This window comes from Chromobacterium subtsugae, from assembly GCF_035919665.1.
Classification (GTDB): Bacteria; Pseudomonadota; Gammaproteobacteria; order Burkholderiales; family Chromobacteriaceae; genus Chromobacterium; species Chromobacterium subtsugae.
Map to the genome: position 1 here is coordinate 3,133,267 of NZ_CP142381.1, position 20,178 is coordinate 3,153,444.

The 20,178-nt window shown below is 62.0% G+C and carries 14 protein-coding genes; 3 read left to right on the forward strand and 11 right to left on the reverse strand.

Annotated features, from left to right (window positions below; all coding sequences use genetic code 11):
• Positions 1-208: 208 nt before the first annotated feature.
• From U6115_RS15095 to U6115_RS15110, 4 genes are read right to left on the reverse strand one after another with little or no spacing between them, the layout of a single operon-like run.
• The gene (locus U6115_RS15095) at positions 209-1,912 is read right to left on the reverse strand and encodes an ABC transporter ATP-binding protein (RefSeq protein WP_047258685.1); all 1,704 of its coding nucleotides are present in this window, start codon (positions 1,910-1,912) and stop codon (positions 209-211) included.
• Between the two features lie 25 nt (positions 1,913-1,937).
• Entirely contained in the window at positions 1,938-2,999 is a 1,062-nt protein-coding gene (locus tag U6115_RS15100) for an ABC transporter permease (RefSeq protein ID WP_052878145.1), read from the reverse strand.
• A 16-nt stretch (positions 3,000-3,015) separates the two neighbouring features.
• Positions 3,016-3,954 (reverse strand): ABC transporter permease, encoded by a 939-nt coding sequence (locus U6115_RS15105; protein ID WP_047238484.1) that lies wholly within the window; start codon positions 3,952-3,954, stop codon positions 3,016-3,018.
• A gap of 21 nt (positions 3,955-3,975) precedes the next feature.
• Positions 3,976-5,706, reverse strand: coding sequence for an ABC transporter substrate-binding protein (locus U6115_RS15110; protein WP_236849624.1), 1,731 nt, complete (start codon positions 5,704-5,706; stop codon positions 3,976-3,978).
• A gap of 337 nt (positions 5,707-6,043) precedes the next feature.
• On the opposite strand from U6115_RS15110, the gene U6115_RS15115 reads away from it, so the two are divergent.
• Positions 6,044-6,412 carry a hypothetical protein gene (locus tag U6115_RS15115; protein ID WP_047238486.1) on the forward strand — a complete coding sequence of 123 codons (369 nt, stop codon included), beginning with the start codon at positions 6,044-6,046 and terminating at the stop codon, positions 6,410-6,412.
• 42 nt (positions 6,413-6,454) lie between these two features.
• Here the strand turns inward: U6115_RS15115 and U6115_RS15120 are convergent, their stop codons facing one another.
• The 7 genes from U6115_RS15120 to U6115_RS15150 all read right to left on the reverse strand — a co-directional run bounded on the left by U6115_RS15120 (position 6,455) and on the right by U6115_RS15150 (position 15,876).
• Entirely contained in the window at positions 6,455-9,580 is a 3,126-nt protein-coding gene (locus U6115_RS15120; RefSeq protein WP_059184231.1) for an efflux RND transporter permease subunit, read from the reverse strand.
• Positions 9,581-9,590: 10 nt separating this feature from the next.
• Positions 9,591-10,697: an efflux RND transporter periplasmic adaptor subunit gene (locus tag U6115_RS15125; RefSeq protein ID WP_047238488.1), complete on the reverse strand. Its 1,107-nt coding sequence runs from the start codon at positions 10,695-10,697 to the stop codon at positions 9,591-9,593.
• A 155-nt stretch (positions 10,698-10,852) separates the two neighbouring features.
• Positions 10,853-11,275, reverse strand: coding sequence for an ExbD/TolR family protein (locus tag U6115_RS15130; protein ID WP_043573188.1), 423 nt, complete (start codon positions 11,273-11,275; stop codon positions 10,853-10,855).
• A 10-nt stretch (positions 11,276-11,285) separates the two neighbouring features.
• Entirely contained in the window at positions 11,286-11,720 is a 435-nt protein-coding gene (locus U6115_RS15135; RefSeq protein WP_043573243.1) for an ExbD/TolR family protein, read from the reverse strand.
• Positions 11,721-11,726: 6 nt separating this feature from the next.
• Positions 11,727-12,473, reverse strand: coding sequence for a MotA/TolQ/ExbB proton channel family protein (locus U6115_RS15140; protein WP_043573190.1), 747 nt, complete (start codon positions 12,471-12,473; stop codon positions 11,727-11,729).
• 36 nt (positions 12,474-12,509) lie between these two features.
• Positions 12,510-13,163 carry a hypothetical protein gene (locus U6115_RS15145; protein WP_043573192.1) on the reverse strand — a complete coding sequence of 218 codons (654 nt, stop codon included), beginning with the start codon at positions 13,161-13,163 and terminating at the stop codon, positions 12,510-12,512.
• A 166-nt stretch (positions 13,164-13,329) separates the two neighbouring features.
• Positions 13,330-15,876 carry a TonB-dependent receptor gene (locus tag U6115_RS15150; protein WP_052257942.1) on the reverse strand — a complete coding sequence of 849 codons (2,547 nt, stop codon included), beginning with the start codon at positions 15,874-15,876 and terminating at the stop codon, positions 13,330-13,332.
• A 740-nt stretch (positions 15,877-16,616) separates the two neighbouring features.
• Between U6115_RS15150 and U6115_RS15155 the strand changes: the two genes are divergently transcribed.
• Both U6115_RS15155 and U6115_RS15160 read left to right on the forward strand, forming a co-directional pair.
• Positions 16,617-18,245: a S53 family peptidase gene (locus U6115_RS15155; protein WP_065202896.1), complete on the forward strand. Its 1,629-nt coding sequence runs from the start codon at positions 16,617-16,619 to the stop codon at positions 18,243-18,245.
• A gap of 246 nt (positions 18,246-18,491) precedes the next feature.
• Entirely contained in the window at positions 18,492-20,111 is a 1,620-nt protein-coding gene (locus tag U6115_RS15160; RefSeq protein WP_047238327.1) for a S53 family peptidase, read from the forward strand.
• Positions 20,112-20,178 lie beyond the last annotated feature (67 nt).

Consider the following 20,178-nt stretch of genomic DNA (forward strand, 5'->3'; position numbering starts at 1 on the left):
TCAATAAATGTTGTTTTTTTACAAAATAATTCTCTTTATTTGTAAAAAAGAAATTTATTGTTCACTAACAAAGTGAGTAATACTCATATTTATAATCAAAAAAAATCACCCGCCCAATCACAAGCCCCCTGACAACCGCTCCCTTCCGTGCCGAGGCCATAAAAAAAACCGGCCTTCGCGGCCGGTTTCGTTTCGACTTCACCAGAACTCAGGCCGGCGCCAGCGCCGCGCTCCACCCCTGCGGAATCGCCCCCAGCAGCTTCTTGGTGTAGCTGTCCTTCGGCTCGCGGTAGATCACGTCCGCATCCGCCTGCTCCACCACCTGACCCTTGTTCATCACCAGCACCTGGTCCGAGATGTGCTTCACCACCGCCAGATCATGCGAGATGAACAGGTAGGACAGCTTGTACTCGTCCTGCAGGTCCTGCAGCAGGTTCAACACCTGCGCCTGCACCGACACGTCTAGCGCCGATACCGATTCGTCGCAGATAAGCACTTCCGGCTTCAGCGTCAGGCAGCGCGCGATCGCGATCCGCTGCCGCTGGCCGCCGGAGAACTCGTGCGGGTACTTGGCCAGCGCGCCCGCCGGCAGGCCCACCTTGTCCAGCAGGTCCTGCGCCAGCTTGCGGCGTTGCCCGCCGTCCTGGCCGATGCCGTGCAGCAGCATCGGCTCGGTCAGGATCTGCTCGACGGTGAAGCGCGGGTTCAGCGACGCGTACGGGTTCTGGAAGATGATCTGGATCCGCTTCTTGTAGGCGTGGAACGCCTTGGCGCTCATGCCGATCAGGTCCTGGCCGTGGAACAAGGCCTTGCCGCCGGTGGCCTGGTGCAGCCGCACCAGCGTCAGGCCAACGGTGGTCTTGCCCGAGCCGGATTCGCCGACGATGCCCAGCGTCTTGCCGCGCGCCAACTGGAACGACACGTCCTTCACCGCGTGGAACTGGCGCTTGCCGAACAGCCCTTCGCGGATGTCGAAGCTCTTGCACAGCCCTTGCACGTCCAGCACGATTTCGTCGCCGGCGGCGTAGCCACGTGTCCTTTCGGCCGGTTCGACATAGCCGCCCGGCTGGAGGAAGTCGTCGATCACCGCCAGCCGCTCCGGGCGGCGGTCCAGGTGCGGCCGGCACGACAGCAGCGCCTTGGTGTAGGCGTCCTGCGGGTTTTCGAAGATCTGCTTCACCGTGCCTTGCTCGCGGATCACGCCGTGGCGCATCACGATCACTTCGTCGGCGAATTCGCCCACCACCCCCAGGTCGTGGGTGATGAACAGCACCGACATGCCGTGCTTCTTCTGCAGGTCGGCGATCAGTTGCAGGATCTGCTTCTGAATCGTGACGTCGAGCGCGGTGGTCGGCTCGTCGGCGATCAGCAGCTTCGGTTCGCAGGCGATGGCGATGGCGATCATCACCCGCTGCTGCTGGCCGCCGGACAGTTCGTGCGGGTAGGCTTTCACCCGCTTTTCCGGCTCCGGCAGGCCCACTTCGCGCAGCAGCTCCACCGCGCGCTTCCAGGCGGCGGAACGGCTCAAGCCGGCGTGAAGGGTCAGCGTCTCGACGATCTGCTCGCCGACGCTGAACACCGGGTTCAAGGAGCTCATCGGCTCCTGGAAAATCATCGCGATGTCCTTGCCGCGCAGCTTGCGCAGCTCGCCGCGCGACAGCCGCAGCAGGTTGCGGCCCTGGAACAGCAGTTCGGACGCCGGATCGATCTCGCTGGATTGCGGCGGCAGCAGCTGCATGATGGCCATCGACGTCACCGACTTGCCGGAGCCCGATTCGCCGACCAGCGCCACCGTGCGGTGGGCCGGAATGTCGAAGCTGACGCCCTTGAGCGCCTCGAAGCGGCCGCCGTCTTCCTGGCGGAAACCCACCTTCAGATTGCGCACGGACAGCAGGGTGTTTTGCTGATTCATTTGATGGTTCTCCACTTGCCGCCTCCTACTTGGCCACCGCGCGCGGATCCAGCGCGTCGCGCAGCGCATCCACCAGCAGGCTGAACGCTGTCACCAGCACCGACATGGCCACGGTCACCGCCAGCATCTGCCACCAATAGCCCTGGATCAGTTCGGTCGGCGCTTCTTCCAGCATCGATCCCCAGCTGACCTGGCGCACGTCGACGCCGAAGCCGAGGAAGGACAGAATGGCCTCGTATTTGATCAGCGCCACCGTCAGCAAGGAAAACTGCACCAGCAGCAGGTGGGAGATATTGGGCAGGATATGGATGAACATCTTGCGCATGTCGCCGGCGCCTATCGCATTGGCCGCCTGCACGTATTCGCGTCCCTTCAACTTCAGGTATTCGGCGCGCACCAGCCGATAGGTGCCGGTCCAGCTGGTCAGCGCCATCACCGAAATGATAGTGCCGATGCCGCGGCCCGACACGGCGGCGAAGGACAGCAGCAGCAGCATGTCGGGCACCGAGGTGAACACGCTGTAGAACCAGTTGAGGAAGTCGTCGGTCTTGCCGCCGAAGTAACCGGACGCCGCGCCCAGCGCGCAACCTATCATCAGCGAGCACACCGCGCCGAAGACGCCGACGAAAATGGAGGTGGACGTGCCTTTCAGGGTTTTCTGGATCACATCCCGGCCTTGCAAGTCGCCGCCGAACGGCAGCGTGTCCCGTCGCGTCTGCGCCTTGCCGGCATAGTCGCCGACATGCTTCTGCGCCGCGGCCAGCTCTTCGCTTATCGGGTCTTCCGCCGGACTCATCGCCACGATGGGCGCGGCCGCCGCTTTCGCCGCCGCCCGCTCAGGCGGCAACACGTCGTCAGCCGACGGTTTTATCCAACTGGGCGGCGCGTATGGCACGCCGACCTCGTCGGTCCAGCTGCTGCCTATCAAATTGCACCAGCCGCCGATGGCGACCAGCAAATAGGCCAGCACTATCCATAAAGAGATGAAGCCCACCTTGTTGCGCTTCAGACGCTGCCAACCCAGCGCCCACAGGCTGCGGGACGGCATGGCCGGCGGATGGCCCGCGGCATTCTGCAGTGTCGTCATGATTGTTTTCCCCCGCTTATTTCAGTTGCACGCGCGGATCGATCCACTTGTAGACCAGATCGCCCAGCAGATTGAACGCCATGGTGGCGATGGCGATGTAGATGGTGATGGCCTTGATCACCGGAAAATCGCTCTTGTTGACCGCCTGGATCACCTCGTTGCCCATGCCGGGGATGCCGAAGAAGTTCTCCAGCACCAAAGCCCCGATCAGCAAATAAGGAAGCGACATCATCACGCTGGTCACCACCGGGATCAGCGCGTTGCGCAGCACGTGCTTGAGCATGATGCGGCGCTCGGACAAGCCCTTGGCGCGCGCGGTGCGCACGTAGTCCTGGCCCAGCTCCTCAACGAAGAAGCTGCGGTAAAAGCGGATGTCCGGCCCCAGCGACACCATCAGGCCCATCAGCAAGGGCAGCGGCACGTACAGGAACAGATTGGTCCAGAACGAATCGCCCCAGCCGCGCACCGGGAACCAGCCCAGCTTGAACGCCAGGAAATACTGGCCGGCGATGATGTAGATCAGCGCGCTGATCGACATCGCCACCGTGCAGATGATGGTGATCAGGTGGTCGGTCAGGCCGCCGCGAAAATAGGCGACCAGCGCGGCCAGCGGGATGGCGATCAGCAGGTCGACCACCAGCATTGCCCCGGCCAGCGTCAGCGACGGGCCGACGCGGCTGCCGATGATGTCGGCCACCGGCTGCTGGGTGGACCAGGAAGTGCCGAAATTCAGCGTCAGCACCTGGTGGACGAATAGCCAGAATTGCTCGGGCAGGCTCTTGTCGAGGCCGAGCTGGCTGCGGATCTGCGCCAGCACTTCCGGCGTCAGGTGTTTGCCGGCCAGCACCAGCGTCGGATCGCCGCCGACAACGCTGAACAGCGTGAAAACCAGCAGCATGACGCCGAGCAGGGTCGGGATCATTTGCAGCAGCCGGCGAATGATGAATGCGGACATGATGTTCTCCTCGCGGGCCGCTTATTTCTGCACGTCCAGGAAGCGCCAGATGGCGTTGAAGTTGGGATGCACCTTGAAGCCTCTCACCCAGGGCTGGGCGACGCCGTTGACATAGCGGATGTCGCCGTAGACCCAGGGCGTGTCGCCGGCCACGATCTTGTTCATCTGATCGTACAGGCGGTTGCGCGCCGGGCCGTCGGGCAGCACCCGCGACTGTTCATACAGGCTGTCGAAGCGGGCGGAACGGTAGCAGGAGTAATTGCTGCCGCCGGTATTCGGGCCGTACAGCAGCTGCATGAAATCGTCGCCGTCCGGATAATCTGCCCCCCAGGCCGCGCCGGCTATGCCGAACTTGCACTCCTGCAGCGCCTTGGCCTGCTCGTTCCATTGCACCACGCGGAAGTTGACGCGCACCTTGATGCGGTCGAAGGCTTTTTGCCAGTATTCGTTCCACTGCTTGTCGATGGCCGTCGGCCCGGTGACGAAATCCACCGTGAACGGCTTGCCGTCGGGCTGGTTGCGGTAGCCGCCGGCGCCTATCTTGTAACCGACCTGGTCCAGCAGCGCGTTGGCCAGCGCCGGGTTGAACGGATAGGCGGCGCGGAAGTCGGGGTTATGGCCCGCGACGTTGGGCGGCACGATGTACTGCACCGGCACCGCCTGGTTGCGGCGGATGTTGCTTATCGTCTCGCTGTTGTCGAAGGCCATCGCGATGGCCCGGCGCAGGGCTATCTTGTCCTTGCCGAAACCGCCGACCGCCGGATCCTTCATATTGAAGGCATAGAACGTGATGCCCTCCTCCAGGCTGCGGTTGAGCTGGAAGCCGCGCTCGCGGTATTCCGCCTTCAGTTCCGCGCGCGCGGGATTATGCGGGTCCAGCCGCAGCACCTGGCGAATCAGCGGCTGCGGAATGCTGGGGTTGCCGCTCAGCACGTCGAGCTCGCCGCTCTTGAACGCCAGCCAGGTCGGCTGCTCCTCCTGGATCACCGAAATCTCGATCCGGTCGATCTGCGGATAGCGCTTGCCGTTCATCTGCGCGGCGATCCGCTGGTCCCGGGCGTCGGCGCCGGCCTGGTAATGGAATGTCTCGCTGCGGAAATTGGGGTTGCGCACCAGCGTCATGCTGTTGCCGGGCTTCCAGTCCTTCAGCATGTAGGGGCCGGTGCCGACCGGATGGGCGTTGGTATTGTCGCCGTAGGCCTCGATGACCTCGCGCGCCTGGGCTTCCACCCAGCTGCCGGCCAGCACGTAGGGCAGCGAAGGGAACGGCTGCTTGAACTTCAGCTGCAGCGTGTAACGGTCCGGCGTCTGGATGCCGGCTAGCGGCGCGTCGTAATCCAGCTTGCCCTTGCCGGCTTTCTTCACCAGCGCGTCCAGCCCCACCAGCTTGCCGGTGAAGGTGTCGCTCAGCGGCGAGGCCACCGTGGGGTCGGACAGCCGTTTGATCGTATAGGCGTAGTCGGCGGCGGTCAGTTCGCGCTTCTTGCCCTTGAAAGCCGGGTCCGGCGCGAAATAAATGCCTTTTTTCAGATGAAAGGTGTAAGTCAGGCCGTCGGCGCTGACCGTCGGCATCGCGGTGACGACATTGGGGATCACCTTCACCGGACGGGACAGGTAGTCGAAGGTCAGCAAGGGGTCATAGATATGTTCGATCACCGCGGCGGAATACACGTCCGACACCTTGGCCGGGTCGAAGCCGGTTTCCTGCGCGTTGAATACGCCATGTAGCACTTTCTCCGCCGATGCGTGCATCGGCAACATGCTCCCCCAGACCATCAGTGCCGCCGCGATGGGCTTTCTCAGGCACATAGTCGTTTCTCCTTTGTTGTTTTCATCGGAGCCGGCGGATGGGGCGCCGCGGTCTGCCGCCGCGTCGCGCCCGATCAAGCGCCGGCCGCCTGTTGCACAATCTTGTTAACAGATGGCGGTTTCTGCCCAAACCTTAACGATTGACAGCGGGCGGCGCTGACATCATCGTAAAATAAAAGCAGAATTATGAAGAACCCATGAATGGCCGCCTTGGGACGGTCGCAGCTGCAATCGCCGCGATCCGCGCCATTCCCCACCCAAAGAATGCGAGGAAACGGAAATGAAGACCCCTCTCACCGTCCTGCTGCTCGCAGCCTGCCTGCTGAGCGCCGGCTGCGCCACCCAGCAGGGCTACGCGCAGAAGGTGCTGGTCTGGCAAGGCCGCGACGCCAACGAACTACTGGCCGCCTGGGGCACGCCCACCAGCCAGATGACCATGCCCAACGGCAAGCTGCTGTACACCTACCGCAACGCGTACAGCCAGGACATGCCGATCCAGAGCAGCGGCTTTTACCACCCCTGGGGCATCAGCGGCGGCGGTTCGGTGTACTACAGTTGCACCACCAATTTCGTGGTGGACCCGCATGACCATGTCGTCCAGTCGGTAAGCTTCGACGGCAACGATTGCGTCGCCCAGCCGCGCAAATAAATCTGTCATTGTCACAGACGCCGGCCCAAGCCGGCGCCTGTCCTATTTACCGTTTTCGGCCTTCAATACCAGCGCGTCCTTGCGTTTCCCGCCCAACAGCCGGCGAATGCGGCCGCGCAAGCTGTCCAGATAGGTGTATACCACCGGCACCACCAGCAAGGTCAGCAGCGTGGAAGTGGCCAGGCCGCCGATGATGGCGTGCGCCATCGGCCGGTTGGTCTCCGAGCCATCGCCAGTGCCCAGCGCCAGCGGCAGCATGCCGAAAATCATCGCCAGGCTGGTCATCATGATCGGGCGCAGCCTCACCCGCCCGGCTTCGGCGATCGCCGCATTGCGCTCCATGCCCTCCTGCCGGCAGCGGTTGATGAAGTCCACCAGCAGAATGCCGTTCTTGGCCACTAGGCCCATCAGCATGATGATGCCGATGATCGAGAACATGTTCAGCGTCGACCCCCACAGGAACAAGGCGAAGAACACGCCGCCGAAAGCCAGCGGCAGCGACACCATGATGGTTACCGGCATGGTGAAGCTGCGGAACTGCGCCGCCAGGATCAGATAGATGAAGATGACGCCCAGCCCCAGCGCGCGCAGCGCGTTGCTGATGGTTTCATCCATATCCTTCTGTTGGCCGCGCCTCACCAGTTGCACGTCCGGCGGCAGCTGCATGCCCTCCAGCAGCTTGTTGACGTCGGACATCGCCGAGCTGACGTCGCGCCCTTCCACATTGGCCATGATGCTGATCTCGCGCATCATATTGGTGCGCTTGATCTGGCGCGGGCTGATCCCCTGCCGGGTTTCGATCAGCGAGGACAGCGGCACCATTTGCGAGGCGCCGTTCTCGTCGCGGTTGCCCGCCACCTTGAGCTGGTCCAGCAACTCCTGGCGCCGCGCGTCCTTGGGGATGCGCAAGCGCACGTCGTAGTTGTCGCCATTGGGCGCTTCCCAGGTGGTCACCACGTTGCCGGCCAACAGCATCGACAACAGATTGCCCACCCGGTTGAGGTCCACGCCCAGGCTGAGCGCGGCGTCGCGCTTCAGGGTCAGGCTCAGCGACGGGTCGCCCTCGGTGAGGTTGGATTCAATGTCTCGCACGCCCTTGATCTTGGCGATCTTGCGCATGATCTCGCGCGACACCGCGTCCAACTCGCGCAGATCGCCGCCGCGCAGGCCGATGAATACCGGCTTGCCCTGCTGTTCGTCGTTGGCCACCGCCTTGATCAGCACGCCGGCCACCGGCTGCACCCGCTTGCGGGCATCGGCGATCACTTCGTTCAAGCTGCGTTGGCGTTGATGCTTGTCGCCGATGTCCAGAGTCAGCGTGCCGTCGTTCTTGCCGGCGCCGAAATTGCCGGCGCCGACATCCAGCGACACCGTGCGGATCTCCTGGATGCCCGACAGCACCTGGGCCAGCTCCCGTCCCTTGGCGGTGGTGTATTCCAGCGAGGAGCCGGGCGCGGTCTGGTACACCACGTTCAGCTTGCCGCTGTCGCGCTCGGGAATGAATTCGCCGCCTATCATCGGCACCAGCATGAAGCTGCCCGCCGTGATGCCCAGCGCCAGCGCCAGCACCGTCTTGCGATGGCCCAGCACCCAATGGATCACCTTGGCGTAGCGCTCGGACAGGCCGTCCAGCGAGGATTCGAACCAATCCAGCATCCGTCCCAGCGGGCCGCGGTGCTTGTCGCCGTGGTGGTGCGGGTCGTGCCAGATCGACGACAGCATCGGGTCGAGCGAGAAGCTGACGAACATCGAAATCAGCACCGCCACCGCCACGGTGAGGCCGAACTGGTGGAAGAAGCGGCCGATGATGCCGCTCATGAAGCCTACCGGCAGGAACACCGCCACCACGGTCAGCGTGGTGGCCAGCACCGCCAGGCCGATTTCATTGGTGCCGTCCAGCGCCGCCTGGTAATGGCTCTTGCCGAGCGCGGCGTGGCGGACGATGTTCTCGCGCACCACGATGGCGTCGTCTATCAGCAGGCCGATGGACAGCGACAGCGCCAGCAGGGTCAGGATGTTGAGCGTGAAGCCCATCAGCTGCATGGCGAACAAGGTGCCCACCAGCGCCACCGGCAGCGTCAGGCCGGTGATCACCGTGCTGCGCCAGCTGCCCAGAAACAGGAACACGATCAGGATGGTGAGGCCGGCGCCTTCCAGCAGCATCGACTCCACGCTGTGCAGCGCTTTCTTCACATCCTCGGCCGAATCATAGGTGTAGCGCAGCACGGTGCCGGCCGGCATCCGCGGCTTGAATTCTTCCAGCAACTTCTTCACCCCGGCCGCCACCGCCACCTCGTTGGCGCCGCGCGCCGCCTTGATGTCGATGCCTAGGCCGGGCTGGCCGTTGATCAGCGACACGCTGTCCTGTTCGGCTTCGGTATCCGCCACATCGGCGATGTCGTCCAGCCGGATCGGCGTGCCGTTGCGGTAGCCGACCGCCAGCGCGGCGAAATCCTCGGCCGACTTGAGCTTGCCGGACACCCGGATCGCCCACTCTTTCTGGGCGGTGGAGACGTTGCCGGCCGGGAAGTCCTGGTTGGCCGCCTTGATCGCGTCGGCCACATCGGCCAGCGACAGGCCGGAGCCTTCCAGCCGCACCGGGTCGATATCGATGCGGATCTCGCGCTTCACCGCGCCGATCAGGCTGACGTCGCCGACGCCCTCCACCATCTGCAGCCGCTTTTTCAGCACGTTTTCCGCCCAGCTGCTCAATTCGCGCGGCCGGGTCTGGCTGGAGGTCAGCGACAGCGACAGCATCGGCTTGTCGTTGGGGTCGACCTGGGAAACCGAAGGCGTGCCGATCTCGCGGCGGAACTGCCCCTGCACCGACGCCACTTTGTCGCGCACGTTCTGCACCGCGACGATGGGGTCGACCGACAGTTCGAACTCGGCCACCACGAAGGAGCTGCCTTCGGATGAATAGGAGCGGATTTCCTTGATGCCGTTGACGGTGTTCAGCGCTTCTTCCAGCGGCTTGCTGATTTCGCTCTCCACCACTTCGGGCGAAGCGCCGGAATACGGGGTGTACACCACCGCCATCGGCATGCGCACGTCGGGCATTTCCTCCACCGCCAGCTTCTGCCAGGAGAACAAGCCCAACACCATCAGCGTCATCATCAGGACGGCGGCGAAGTACGGGTTGCGTACGCTAACTCGGGTCAGCCACATGTCGCGCCCCTCAACCCTGGCCGCCCGGCAGTCCGACGGCGTCGCCGATCTTGCTGCCCAGCAACTCGCCGACGATCACGCTGGCGCCTGGCGCGATGCCCGCCACCGCCGCCTGGCGCTCGTTTTCGGCGCGCAGTTGCACCGTCACCGGCTTTTTCACCAGTTTGCCCTTCTCCGCCACCATCAGCCACGGCTGGCTGTCGATGTCGCGCACCGAGGACAAGGGCACCACCACCTGGTCCTTCACTGCGCGCAGCACCACGCCGCCCTTGGCGAACTGGCCCACCTTCAATTGGCCGGCAGGGTTCTGCACCCGGATGAACAGCGTGAAGCTGCGGGTGCCGGGGATGGCCACCGGATTGATGCGCACCACTTCGCCATGCTGCAGCTCGCTGCGGCCATCCACGCTGAAACTGGCGTCCATGCCGACGCGCACCTGCGACACCAGGCGCGAAGGCACGGTGGCGGCGATTTCCAGCACCGACAGGTTGGCGATGGAAAACAGCTTCATATTGCGGCTGGCCACTTCGCCCGGATTGATCTTGCGCTCGAACACCACGCCGTCAATCGGCGCCTTCACCTGGGTGTCCTGCAGCAGGCGCTTGGCGCGGGCCACTTGCGAGGCCTGGGCGCGCAATTCGCCCTCCTTCACCCGGTAATCGCTTTCCAGTTCGTCATAGGCCACCTGGGAAATGAAGCCCTTGCCCAGCAGCTCGCGCTGCTTGTCCAACTTAACCTTGGCCAGCTTCAAGCGCGACTTGGTATTGTCCAGCTGGGCGTTCTGCTCCTCCACCGACTGCCCGAGCGCCTCGGCGTCCAGCACCGCCAGCAACTGACCGCGGCGCACCGCCTCGCCTTCCCTCACTTTCACTTCCCGCACATTGGCGTCCACTTCGGCCGCCACCGCGCTGCTGGCCAGGGCGGTCAGCGAGCCGGTGAAGGGAATGGTGGCCGCCAGCGGCTGGATCTGCGCCTTGATCACATCGGCGCTGGACAAGCTGCGGGCGACCGGCGCGGACGCGCTCTTGCCGGCGGCCGGCTTTTCGGCGCCATCGCTCTTGTTGCAGGCGGCAAGCGGCAAAAGAAGGAGGGCTATCAGGCAATGACGTGTGTTCATGTGTATTGTGTTCCCGCTTGCGGGCGGCGAGGCCCGCAGCCGGTTTTGCATGGATTGGCGACAGACGGAGGATAACACCCTCCGCGCACGAAACAGGCGGCCCAACCGCAGCCGCCTGTTTCTCATCATGCCATAAGACAATGGCTATTTGAATGTCATTTGACGAACTGTTCCGATCCGACGATGCCCAGCTTCGTCAAACCCAAACGCTGCGACTCCGCCAGCACCATCGCCACCGGCTCGTAGCTCGCGTCCTTGTTCGGCTTGATGTGCAGCTCAGGCTGCGGACTCGCCTTCCCCGCCGCCGTCAGCTTCGCCTCCAGCTGCTCCCGACCCGCCAGCTTCTCGCCGTTCCACAGCACCGAATTGTCCGGCGAAATGTCGATCTGCACCACCACCGGCTTCTCCAGCGGCTTCGACGGCGTGTTCACCGGCATGTCCAGCTTCACCGCGTGCGTCTGGATCGGTATCGTGATGATCAGCATGATCAGCATCACCAACATCACGTCGATCAACGGCGTGGTGTTGATTTCCATCATCAGATCGTCTTCTCCCGACGACCCTACATTCATCGCCATGTCTTTTCTCCTAGTTCCGCGCCGGAGGCTCGGTGATGAACGCGATCTTCACGATCCCCGCCTGCTGCACCGCCAGCACGATGCGGCCTATCGGCGCGTACTTCGCCGCCGCGTCGCCACGGATGTGCACTTCCGGCTGCGGTGTCTTCTTCGCTTCCTTCACCAGTCGCGCCAGCAGGTCTTCCTGGCTCTTCATCGGCAGCGTGTTCCAGTAAATCGTGTTGTGCGTGTCCACACCCAGCACGATGTTTTCCGGCTTCGTCTGCGTCGGGATGTTCTGCTCTTTCGGCAGCGTCATCTTCACCGTTTGCGTCACCACCGGCACGGTGATCAGGAAGATGATCAGCAGCACCAACATCACGTCCACCAATGGCGTGGTGTTGATCGCCGACAGCACCTGATCCTCGTCTCCCTTGCCGTGGCCAAAGCGTTTATAACGGGCCATGGCCAATTACCGGGTCGGGTTGTTCAGCAGGCTGGCGTGCAGTCGGCCGGACACCACGCGTACGTTGTCCAGCACCAGCTTGTTGCGGCGCACCAGCCAGTTGTAACCCAGCACCGCCGGCACCGCCACCGCCAGACCGATCGCGGTCATGATCAGCGCTTCGCCCACCGGACCGGCCACCTTGTCGATGGAGGCCTGCCCCGAGGTGCCGATCTTCACCAGCGCGTGGTAAATGCCCCATACCGTGCCGAACAGGCCGACGAACGGCGCGGTCGAACCCACGGTGGCGATCACCGACAGGCCGTTTTGCATGTGATGGCTGGCGGAGTCCACCGCGTCAGAAATCGCCATCGACACCCAGGTGTTCAGGTCCACGCGGTTGGACAGTTCGCCCTTGTGTTCGCTCGCCGCTTCGATGCCGGCTTGCGCTACCGCGCTGTACATGCCTTCGTCCGCCAGTTCGCTGGCGGCTTTTTGCAGGTCCACGCCGTGGTGGCCCAGCAATTCGTGACCCTGCTTGATCAGGCGGCGTTGCTCCAGCAGCTTGACGATGCCCACGTACCAGGTGGAGGCCGACATGATCAGCAGAATGATCAGCGTGCCGCGCGCCACGAAGTCGCCTTGCGACCACAGCGCGTCGATGCCGTACGGGTTGTCCGTGGTCACCGTCTCCGCCGCCATCGCCGGCAGCGCGCTCAGCGCCGCGGCCGCAGCCAGTGCCTTGCCCAGCAGAGCTTGTGTGAATTTAGCCATGGTATTTACTCCTTTGTGTCTTGAGATGCCCTGGTCTTAGGAGCCAGAGTCGAGTTTGAAGCCGAATTCCTGCGTCAGCTGGGAATTGGCCTGGCAGGTGTAGCCTTGCAATGCGGCGCTGATCGCCGACTTGAAGCTGCTGCGGTAGCGCGGCGGGATGCTGCCGTCGAAACCGATATTGCTGATCCCGCTGAATTTGCCGTCCGCGCCTACGCCGAACACCACCCGCACCACGCCCTGGATTTCGTCTTCCTGCGCTTTGCTCGGGTACTCCGGCGCTTCCAGGTGGCTGCAGTTGGCTTTCGCCGAAATCGGCCCTTTCGGCGCTTCCACCACCGGCGCCGGCGTCGGCGCGGGTTGCGGCTTCGGATCCGATGTCACCGACTGGATCGCGTTCGCCGATTGCACGACCGGCGGCGGATTCACGACCGGCGGCACATACGCTTGCGGCTTCGGCGCCGCCGTCGGCTGCACCACTTTCTCGATCTTCGGCGGCGGCGGCGGTGGCGGCGGCGGCGGTTCGCTGATCACCGACACTTCCACTTTCTGCTGGATCACCTTGACCACGCCTTGCGCCAAGCCGGTCACCAGCGCGTAGATCAGCAGAGCATGGAACGCGATCACGCCGATCAGGCCGGCGCTGCGCCGGTTTCTCAGACTAGGGTTGCCTTTTATGGGAATACTTGCCATGTCTTTTCACATGTCCTTCCACTGCGTGGGTGACCGGCATGGCTATCCCTGCCGGCCATCCGATTTACAACTCGGGGTGAACCCTCACTCCGTCTCGCAATCTCTACGCATGAATCTGCCCGCCTCTGCCAGGCTAAGCCAGCGAGGCGGGCATTCGTGCTCCAAATTACATCTTGTAGTTGGCCTTCAGGAAGTAGGCGCGACCCACTTGATCGGCGAAGCGAGCGTCATAGTTGGCCTGGAACAGGTAGGTCTGATTGCTGTAAGGCGGCAACTGGTCAAACAGATTGCGAACGCCAGCGGTCAACGTCAGATGCTTGTTCCATTCGTAGCTGCCTGACAGGTTCCAAGTCGAGTACGGCTTCACGAAGTGCTGGCTGCCATCCGGGTTGAGATGCTGGTCGGTGTACCCCGACTTGTAGCTTTCGGACAGCACCGAACTCCACGGGCCCAGCGACCAGTTGAAGGTCAGCGTGTGCTGCCAACGGAAGGTCGGCTCGTTCAGCGTGGTCGGATATTGGCCCAAATTGCTGTAGTACTGGCCATTTGCCACGATCTGATAGTCGCTCTTGGCCAGGTAGGTACCAGCCAGTTCGATGCCGAAGTTACCGTAATTGGTCTTCGGCAGCGTCCAGTGGAAGTCCAGATCCACGCCAGCCGAGCTGGAGTTGCCCATGTTCATGGTGGTAGCCTGCCCCACCAGGTTGCCATTGCTGTCATAAGACAACAGGTTGGCGTATTGCGGCGTGAACAGGGTAGCTTCCGGCAAGGTGCCAATCTGATCCTTGATGGTCACCCACCAGAAATCGGCACTCGCAGTAATGCTCTTGGTGGGTTGAATCACCATGCCAAACGACAGCGAGGAAGACTTCTCCGGCTTCAGGTGTGTATTGCCACCAGTCATCATGTAACGCTGAATCTGGGTGCACGACGAGGACATGCTGGGGCAAGTCAGCGGATTGGCGTAGTTGTTGCCGGTCAGCTGTTCCTGATTGGGCGTGTACATATCGTACAACGACGGCGCGCGGAAACCGGTACTGGCGGACGAGCGGAAAAGCACCTGCGGCGTCATTTCATAGCGCAAAGACACTTGCGGATTAACGGTATCGCCGACATCGTTGTAATGGTCATACCGCACCGCCACCTTACCATCCAGATTCTTGACGATAGGAATGTCGGCCTCGCCGAACAGGGCGTCCACCGTACGATTGCCCTGAGTGTTCTTGGACAGCGTCATACCAGGTCCAAGCGCATCAGTGCTGATGGGGTAGTTGAAATTGTGGGTGAGCGTATCGTGGCGGGTTTCGCCGCCGAAGGCCACGGCCAACATGCCGGCCGGCAACTGGTAGATCTCCTTGCTCAAGGAGAAGTCCGCGCCGACCGAAGTGTACTTGCCGTCATCCAGATGACCGGTCAGGCCGATCTTGCTCCAAACGCTGGGGTCAGTGGCCATGCCGGTGGTCAGGCTGATCTGATTGTTCAGATACGCATTGGTCAACTCGTTGATGCCGGTGAAACCGCTTACCAATTCCTCGGTAGCATAGCTTTGCGAGTACCCTACGCCGGTACGATAGTCCCAACCTGCCACCAGGCCTTCCAGATTCACCTGCAGCTTCTGGGTAGTGCTCACCGCCTCAGTGTTGCGGTCACCCAGCGGGATGGTCCGCAGCGCAGGCAGAATCGGATTGGAGCCGCTGTTGATGCCTTGCGTGCCGCTAGGCAGTTGCACATCGCCAAAGGTCGGCGTAGGCGCGGACAAGGAGTTGGTCTTGGTGCGCGTGATGTTATAAGTCACCGACAACTCATGATTGTCGCCGATGCGCAGCGTGCCCTTGGCCAAACCGGAAATCTGCTCGGTTTCCGGTTGAATACCAACCATTGACGACGGATACATCACGCAGTAACCGCCCTTGGCCGTGGCGCCATAGCAGTTAGGATATGAGCTCGGTCCAATCAGCGTGTTGCCGCCGTCTATCGAATAGTTGCCCGGATAGCTATTAACGCTGGGCTTAGTCGTCGGCAGGATGGCGGAAGCGAAAGCCCGCTGATTGGCCATCACGGGATCGGTTTTGTGGTAATTCACCGTCGCATAGACGTTGAAGCCATCCTTGGCGAGGCTGCCATAGCCGTAAGAGCCATCCAGATTTTTCTCATTCCCCCCCGAGCGTTGCGGGGTCAGGAAATCCCCGCCCAGGGTCAGGCCTTGCACGCTCTTCTTGGTGACAAAGTTGATTACGCCACCTACCGCGTCACTACCATAAATCGCAGCCGCACCGTCCGGCAGCACTTCCACCCGTTCAATGGAGCTCAGCGGAATGGAGTTCAGGTCGGCTGCGGTGCCGTCAAATGGGTGATAGGCGATGCGGCGGCCATCCAGCAACACCAGCGTGTATTGCTGGCCCAGACCGCGCAGGTTGGCAAAGGCGGCGCCACCGGTGGACTGGCCCACGCTGGAATTGGCACCGATATTCGACTGGTTGGACGACAGTGCATTGACCACCTGCTCCACCGTAGTCAGGCCTTGCTTGGCCAGGTCATCCACCTTCACCGTGGTCAATTCGGTGGCTTTTTCATCCTTCAACCGCTTGATGTGCGAGCCGATCACATCGACACGCTGCAAGGACGCATCGGAATCATCAGCATAAGCTGCCGCTGCCGTCATGCTACCGATCAGCGAAAGCGCCACCACCAGAGTTTTTCTCTTGTAATTCATGATTTCTCCAAATCCCTTTTGTAGATGTGTCGTCCATTCGCCTCGTGGGCACATGGCTCTATGTCTTTTTCATACTGAGGAGATGCGTTTTGAGTGTGAAAGTTTGTAATGACTAACGTCAATAACCATTTACTTTCATGATTGCAACGTAAAAAGAAGTGAATATTTGCTTTTTTTATAGAGACAAACCGTCACAATCCATATTTCAATCATTGCGGGCGCATTCGCTAAATCCGCCGATACATTCGTCACAATTTGTCACATAAACACATAAATACACATCTTTTACCGCACTCGATTCCCCACTGAATTGTTGCATTTATGCATTTCCTCTCGGCTTTCTGTTGTGTTTTTCACAAATAATCCACTCCGCACTCGACGCCATTTATCAGCTTTACTCATTCAACACATGAGAAATGCTGAACCGCTCATTTTGCTAAAAATTGAATAAATGCTCTATTTCGTCATTTAACTGAATGCTCAATCTTTCAAAATGGGTAATTCTTGTCGATTTCATTAAATACAGGCTGTAATTATGAATTTGTGTTAAATCCATTTGGCATTTTCTCTGCGTTTAATCTATTGCGAAATAGTCGTATGAAATTACGACATGCCTCCCGGAACGTGGAGGATGTTTCAAGGCGAAGGGCGCGGACACAATCCGCAATACAAACCCCGCCGATATCAGGGAAAGACATACCGTCGCCCCCTGCACTTAACTGCAAAGAGGAGAAATTTGCATGTTTGTAAAACAGCACGCTATTGCATTGATCATCGCCGGCATGTTCGGCGCCGGCGCCAACGCAGCTGAAGCTTGGGTCAATACCGCCACTCAAGCCCATCCGGTTCTGGCCACCCTTACCGCCGCCAAGGCCACCACCGAAGTCGCCGCCGGCCAATCCGTGCATGTCGCCGTCACCCTGAAGGTCCGCAACAAGGCTCAACTGGACGCTCTGACCAGCAGCCTGCTGGCCGGCACCAGCCACAAAACCCTCAGCCATGCCGAATTCATGGCTCAATACGCGCCGACCCAGGCGCAAGTGGACAAGGTAGTGGCCCACCTGCAAAAGAGCGGCTTCCGCAACATCAAGGTTGCCGCCAACCGCATGCTGGTCAGCGCCGACGGCAGCGCCGCCACCGCCAAGACCGCCTTCAACGCCAGCCTGCGCCACGTCAGCGTGAACGGCCGCAGCGGCTTCGCCAACTCGACCGCCGCTCAGGTTCCGCAATCGCTGGGCAATATCGTCCTGTCGGTTCACGGCCTGCAGAACGTGCATCAGTTCCACACCACCCTGCAGAAGGCCGGCGTGAAGACCCTGGCTGCGGCCAAAACCAACAGCGTCACCGGCCACAACCCGACCGACTTCCCGCTGATCTACAACGCCAGCAGCCTGCCGGCCGCTACCAACACCACCGTCGGCATCATCTCCGAAGGCGACCTGACCCAAACCCTGCAAGACCTGCAGCAGTTTGAAGATTCCGCCGGCTACAGCTATGTGCAGACCAACGTGATCAACGCCGGCGACGCGTCGTCCGACACCGATGGCATCGGCGAGTGGAACCTGGACAGCCAGGACATCCTGGCCGCCGCCGGCGGCGCGCTGCAGCAAATGAACTTCTACGTCGCCACCTCGATGACCAACGCTGATATCACCGCTGCCTACAACTCCGCAGTCAGCGATGGTTCCGCCAAGGTGATCAACGTATCGCTGGGCGAATGCGAAAGCGACGCGCAGAGCGACGGCACCGTCGCCTCCGACGACCAGATCTTCCAGACCGCCGTAGCCCAGGGCCAGACCTTCTCGGTCTCCACCGGCGACTCCGGCTCCGCCGAATGCGGCAGCAGCGCAGGCCAAAGCTACCCGGCCACTTCGCCGTACGTGATCGCGGTAGGCGGCACCACGCTGTCCACCAGCGGCACCAAGTACTCGTCGGAATCGGTATGGAACGGCGGCGGCGGCGGCCCCAGCGTTGTGGAAGCCGCCCCGGCTTGGCAAACCAAAGCTGGCGTACTGACCACCTCGAAGACCAAGCGCGGCGTGCCGGACGTATCGTTTGACGCCGACCCGAACAGCGGCGCGCTGGTCATCGTGCAAGGCAGCAGCCAGCAAATCGGCGGCACCAGCCTGGCCGCTCCGTTGTTCACCGGCTTCTGGGCCCGCATCCAGTCCGCCAACGGCAACAACCTGGTATCGCCGAACACCGCCTTCTATCAGTACTTCAAGGCCAACACCGGTCTGTATCACGACGTGACTTCCGGCAACAACGGCGGCTACAAGGCCGCCAAGGGCTGGGACTACGCCACCGGTTGGGGCAGCCTGAACGTCTCCGCGCTGAACACCTTCATCGGCAGCCATTCCGGCTTCTGATCGAAGCGTGCCGCTTGCAGTCATCCGCCCCGGGCTTGCCCGGGGTTTTTCTTTGCGCCCTGCCCCACGCCAATCCGTCTCAAAACAGCCTGCGCATGGCACCACGCCGTCATTTTCACATTTCAATTACAGATAAAACGGGTAATTTGAGAGTAATTGCTTTACAAAGCGGAGAGCCCTCGCTATCTAGTAAAAACCCGTACTAATCTTGGAACTGTCCGACGGGTTTCTATCAGGAGAGCTGGGATGTCGTTGAAAAATCAAACCCTTGCCATGCTGCTGGGCAGCGCGATCAGCCTGGCAGCCCATGCCGCCGGCGGCTGGGCCGCCACCGGCACCCAAGCCCACCCGGTACGGCAGTTGATCCCCAGCGCGACAGATAATGGAGAGATCGCCAGCGGCGAGCTGGTCCATATCGCGGTGAGTCTGGCGCTACGCAACCAAGCCGGACTCGACGCGCTGACCGCCGGCATCCTGGCCGGCCAGGGGCAGCCGATCAGCGACGCCCAGTTCATGGCCCAATACGCCCCCACCGCCGCCCAGGTGCAGCAGGTGGTCAGCCATTTGCAGCAAAACGGCTTTCGCAACATCAGCGTCGATCCCAATAATCTGCTGATCCACGCCGACGGCAGCGCCGCCACCGTCTACAGCGCTTTCCAAACCAGGCTGCACCGCTACAACGTCAACGGCCGCCAGGCTGTCGCCAACGTGGCGACTGCTCAGGTGCCGGCCAGCCTGGCCGGCATCGTGCTGGCGGTGCACGGCCTGCAGAATGTCCACCAGTTCCACGCGGCCTTCCGCGCGCAGGCCGTCGCCAAATCCAGCGCCGGCGTGATGGCCCACAAGCCCGCCGATTTCGCATCGATCTATAACGCCGCCAGCCTGCCGGCAGCCAAAAGCGGCGTGGCCGGCATCATCGCCGAAGGCAATCTGAACCAGACGGTGGCCGACCTGAACAGCTACGCCAGGAGCGCCGGCTTCGCCGCGCCCAGCGTCGCCATCGTCAACGCCGGCGCGCCCAGCGGCGACACCTCCGGCATCGTGGAGTGGAATCTGGACAGCCAAACCATCCTGGCCGCCAGCGGCGGAGCCTTGAAACAGCTGCAATTTTACGCAGCGCCGTCGATGAGCAATGCCGACATCGCAGCGGCGATCAACAAGGCGGTGAGCGCCAACAGCGCCAAAGTGGTGAATGTCTCGCTCGGCGAATGCGAACTGGGCGCGCAAGCTTCCGGCATGACCGCCAGTGTCGACCAGATGCTGCAGGCTGCAGTCGCCCATGGCCAGACCTTCTCGGTATCGAGCGGCGATGCCGGCTCCTACGAATGCGGCGGCGGCACTGCCTATCAGAGCTACCCCGCGGTATCGCCCTATGTGGTCGCGGTCGGCGGCACCACGCTCGCCACCAACGGCAGCGCCGCCTACGGCAGCGAGCAAGCCTGGAGCGGCGGCGGCGGCGGACCCAGCTATACCGAAGCCGCGCCGGCATGGCAAACCGCCGCCGGCGTGCTGAGCGTCAGCAAAACCCGCCGCGGCGTGCCCGACATCGCCTTCGATGCCGACCCCAACAGCGGCGAGCTGGTGCTGGTGGCCGGCGCCGCCTACCAAGTGGGCGGCACCAGCCTGGCGGCGCCGCTGTTCACCGGCTTCTGGAACCGCATCCAATCGGCAAACGGCAACAAACTAAGCTCGCCTGCCACCGCCATCTACAAATACTTCAAGGCCAATCCCGCGCTGTACCATGATGTGAGCGGCGGCGGCAACGGCGCTTTCAAGGCTGCCGCTGGCTGGGATTACGCCACCGGCTGGGGCAGCCTCAACGTCGCCAATCTCAACAGCTTCATCGGCAAGACCGCCGGCTTCTGAGCCCGCCCTGCCCGACGCGCCCCGCCGACGCGGGGCGTTTTGCTTTGGCCGCGCGCCGGCCTAGAAT

Bases quoted from the DNA above. Each gene is read 5' to 3' on its own strand.
- U6115_RS15095 (WP_047258685.1), bottom strand. From the start codon at position 1,912: ATGAATCAGCAAAACACCCTGCTGTCCGTGCGCAATCTGAAGGTGGGT.
- U6115_RS15100 (WP_052878145.1), bottom strand. From the start codon at position 2,999: ATGACGACACTGCAGAATGCCGCGGGCCATCCGCCGGCCATGCCGTCC.
- U6115_RS15105 (WP_047238484.1), bottom strand. From the start codon at position 3,954: ATGTCCGCATTCATCATTCGCCGGCTGCTGCAAATGATCCCGACCCTG.
- U6115_RS15110 (WP_236849624.1), bottom strand. From the start codon at position 5,706: ATGCACGCATCGGCGGAGAAAGTGCTACATGGCGTATTCAACGCGCAG.
- U6115_RS15115 (WP_047238486.1), top strand. From the start codon at position 6,044: ATGAAGACCCCTCTCACCGTCCTGCTGCTCGCAGCCTGCCTGCTGAGC.
- U6115_RS15120 (WP_059184231.1), bottom strand. From the start codon at position 9,580: ATGTGGCTGACCCGAGTTAGCGTACGCAACCCGTACTTCGCCGCCGTC.
- U6115_RS15125 (WP_047238488.1), bottom strand. From the start codon at position 10,697: ATGAACACACGTCATTGCCTGATAGCCCTCCTTCTTTTGCCGCTTGCC.
- U6115_RS15130 (WP_043573188.1), bottom strand. From the start codon at position 11,275: ATGGCGATGAATGTAGGGTCGTCGGGAGAAGACGATCTGATGATGGAA.
- U6115_RS15135 (WP_043573243.1), bottom strand. From the start codon at position 11,720: ATGGCCCGTTATAAACGCTTTGGCCACGGCAAGGGAGACGAGGATCAG.
- U6115_RS15140 (WP_043573190.1), bottom strand. From the start codon at position 12,473: ATGGCTAAATTCACACAAGCTCTGCTGGGCAAGGCACTGGCTGCGGCC.
- U6115_RS15145 (WP_043573192.1), bottom strand. From the start codon at position 13,163: ATGGCAAGTATTCCCATAAAAGGCAACCCTAGTCTGAGAAACCGGCGC.
- U6115_RS15150 (WP_052257942.1), bottom strand. From the start codon at position 15,876: ATGAATTACAAGAGAAAAACTCTGGTGGTGGCGCTTTCGCTGATCGGT.
- U6115_RS15155 (WP_065202896.1), top strand. From the start codon at position 16,617: ATGTTTGTAAAACAGCACGCTATTGCATTGATCATCGCCGGCATGTTC.
- U6115_RS15160 (WP_047238327.1), top strand. From the start codon at position 18,492: ATGTCGTTGAAAAATCAAACCCTTGCCATGCTGCTGGGCAGCGCGATC.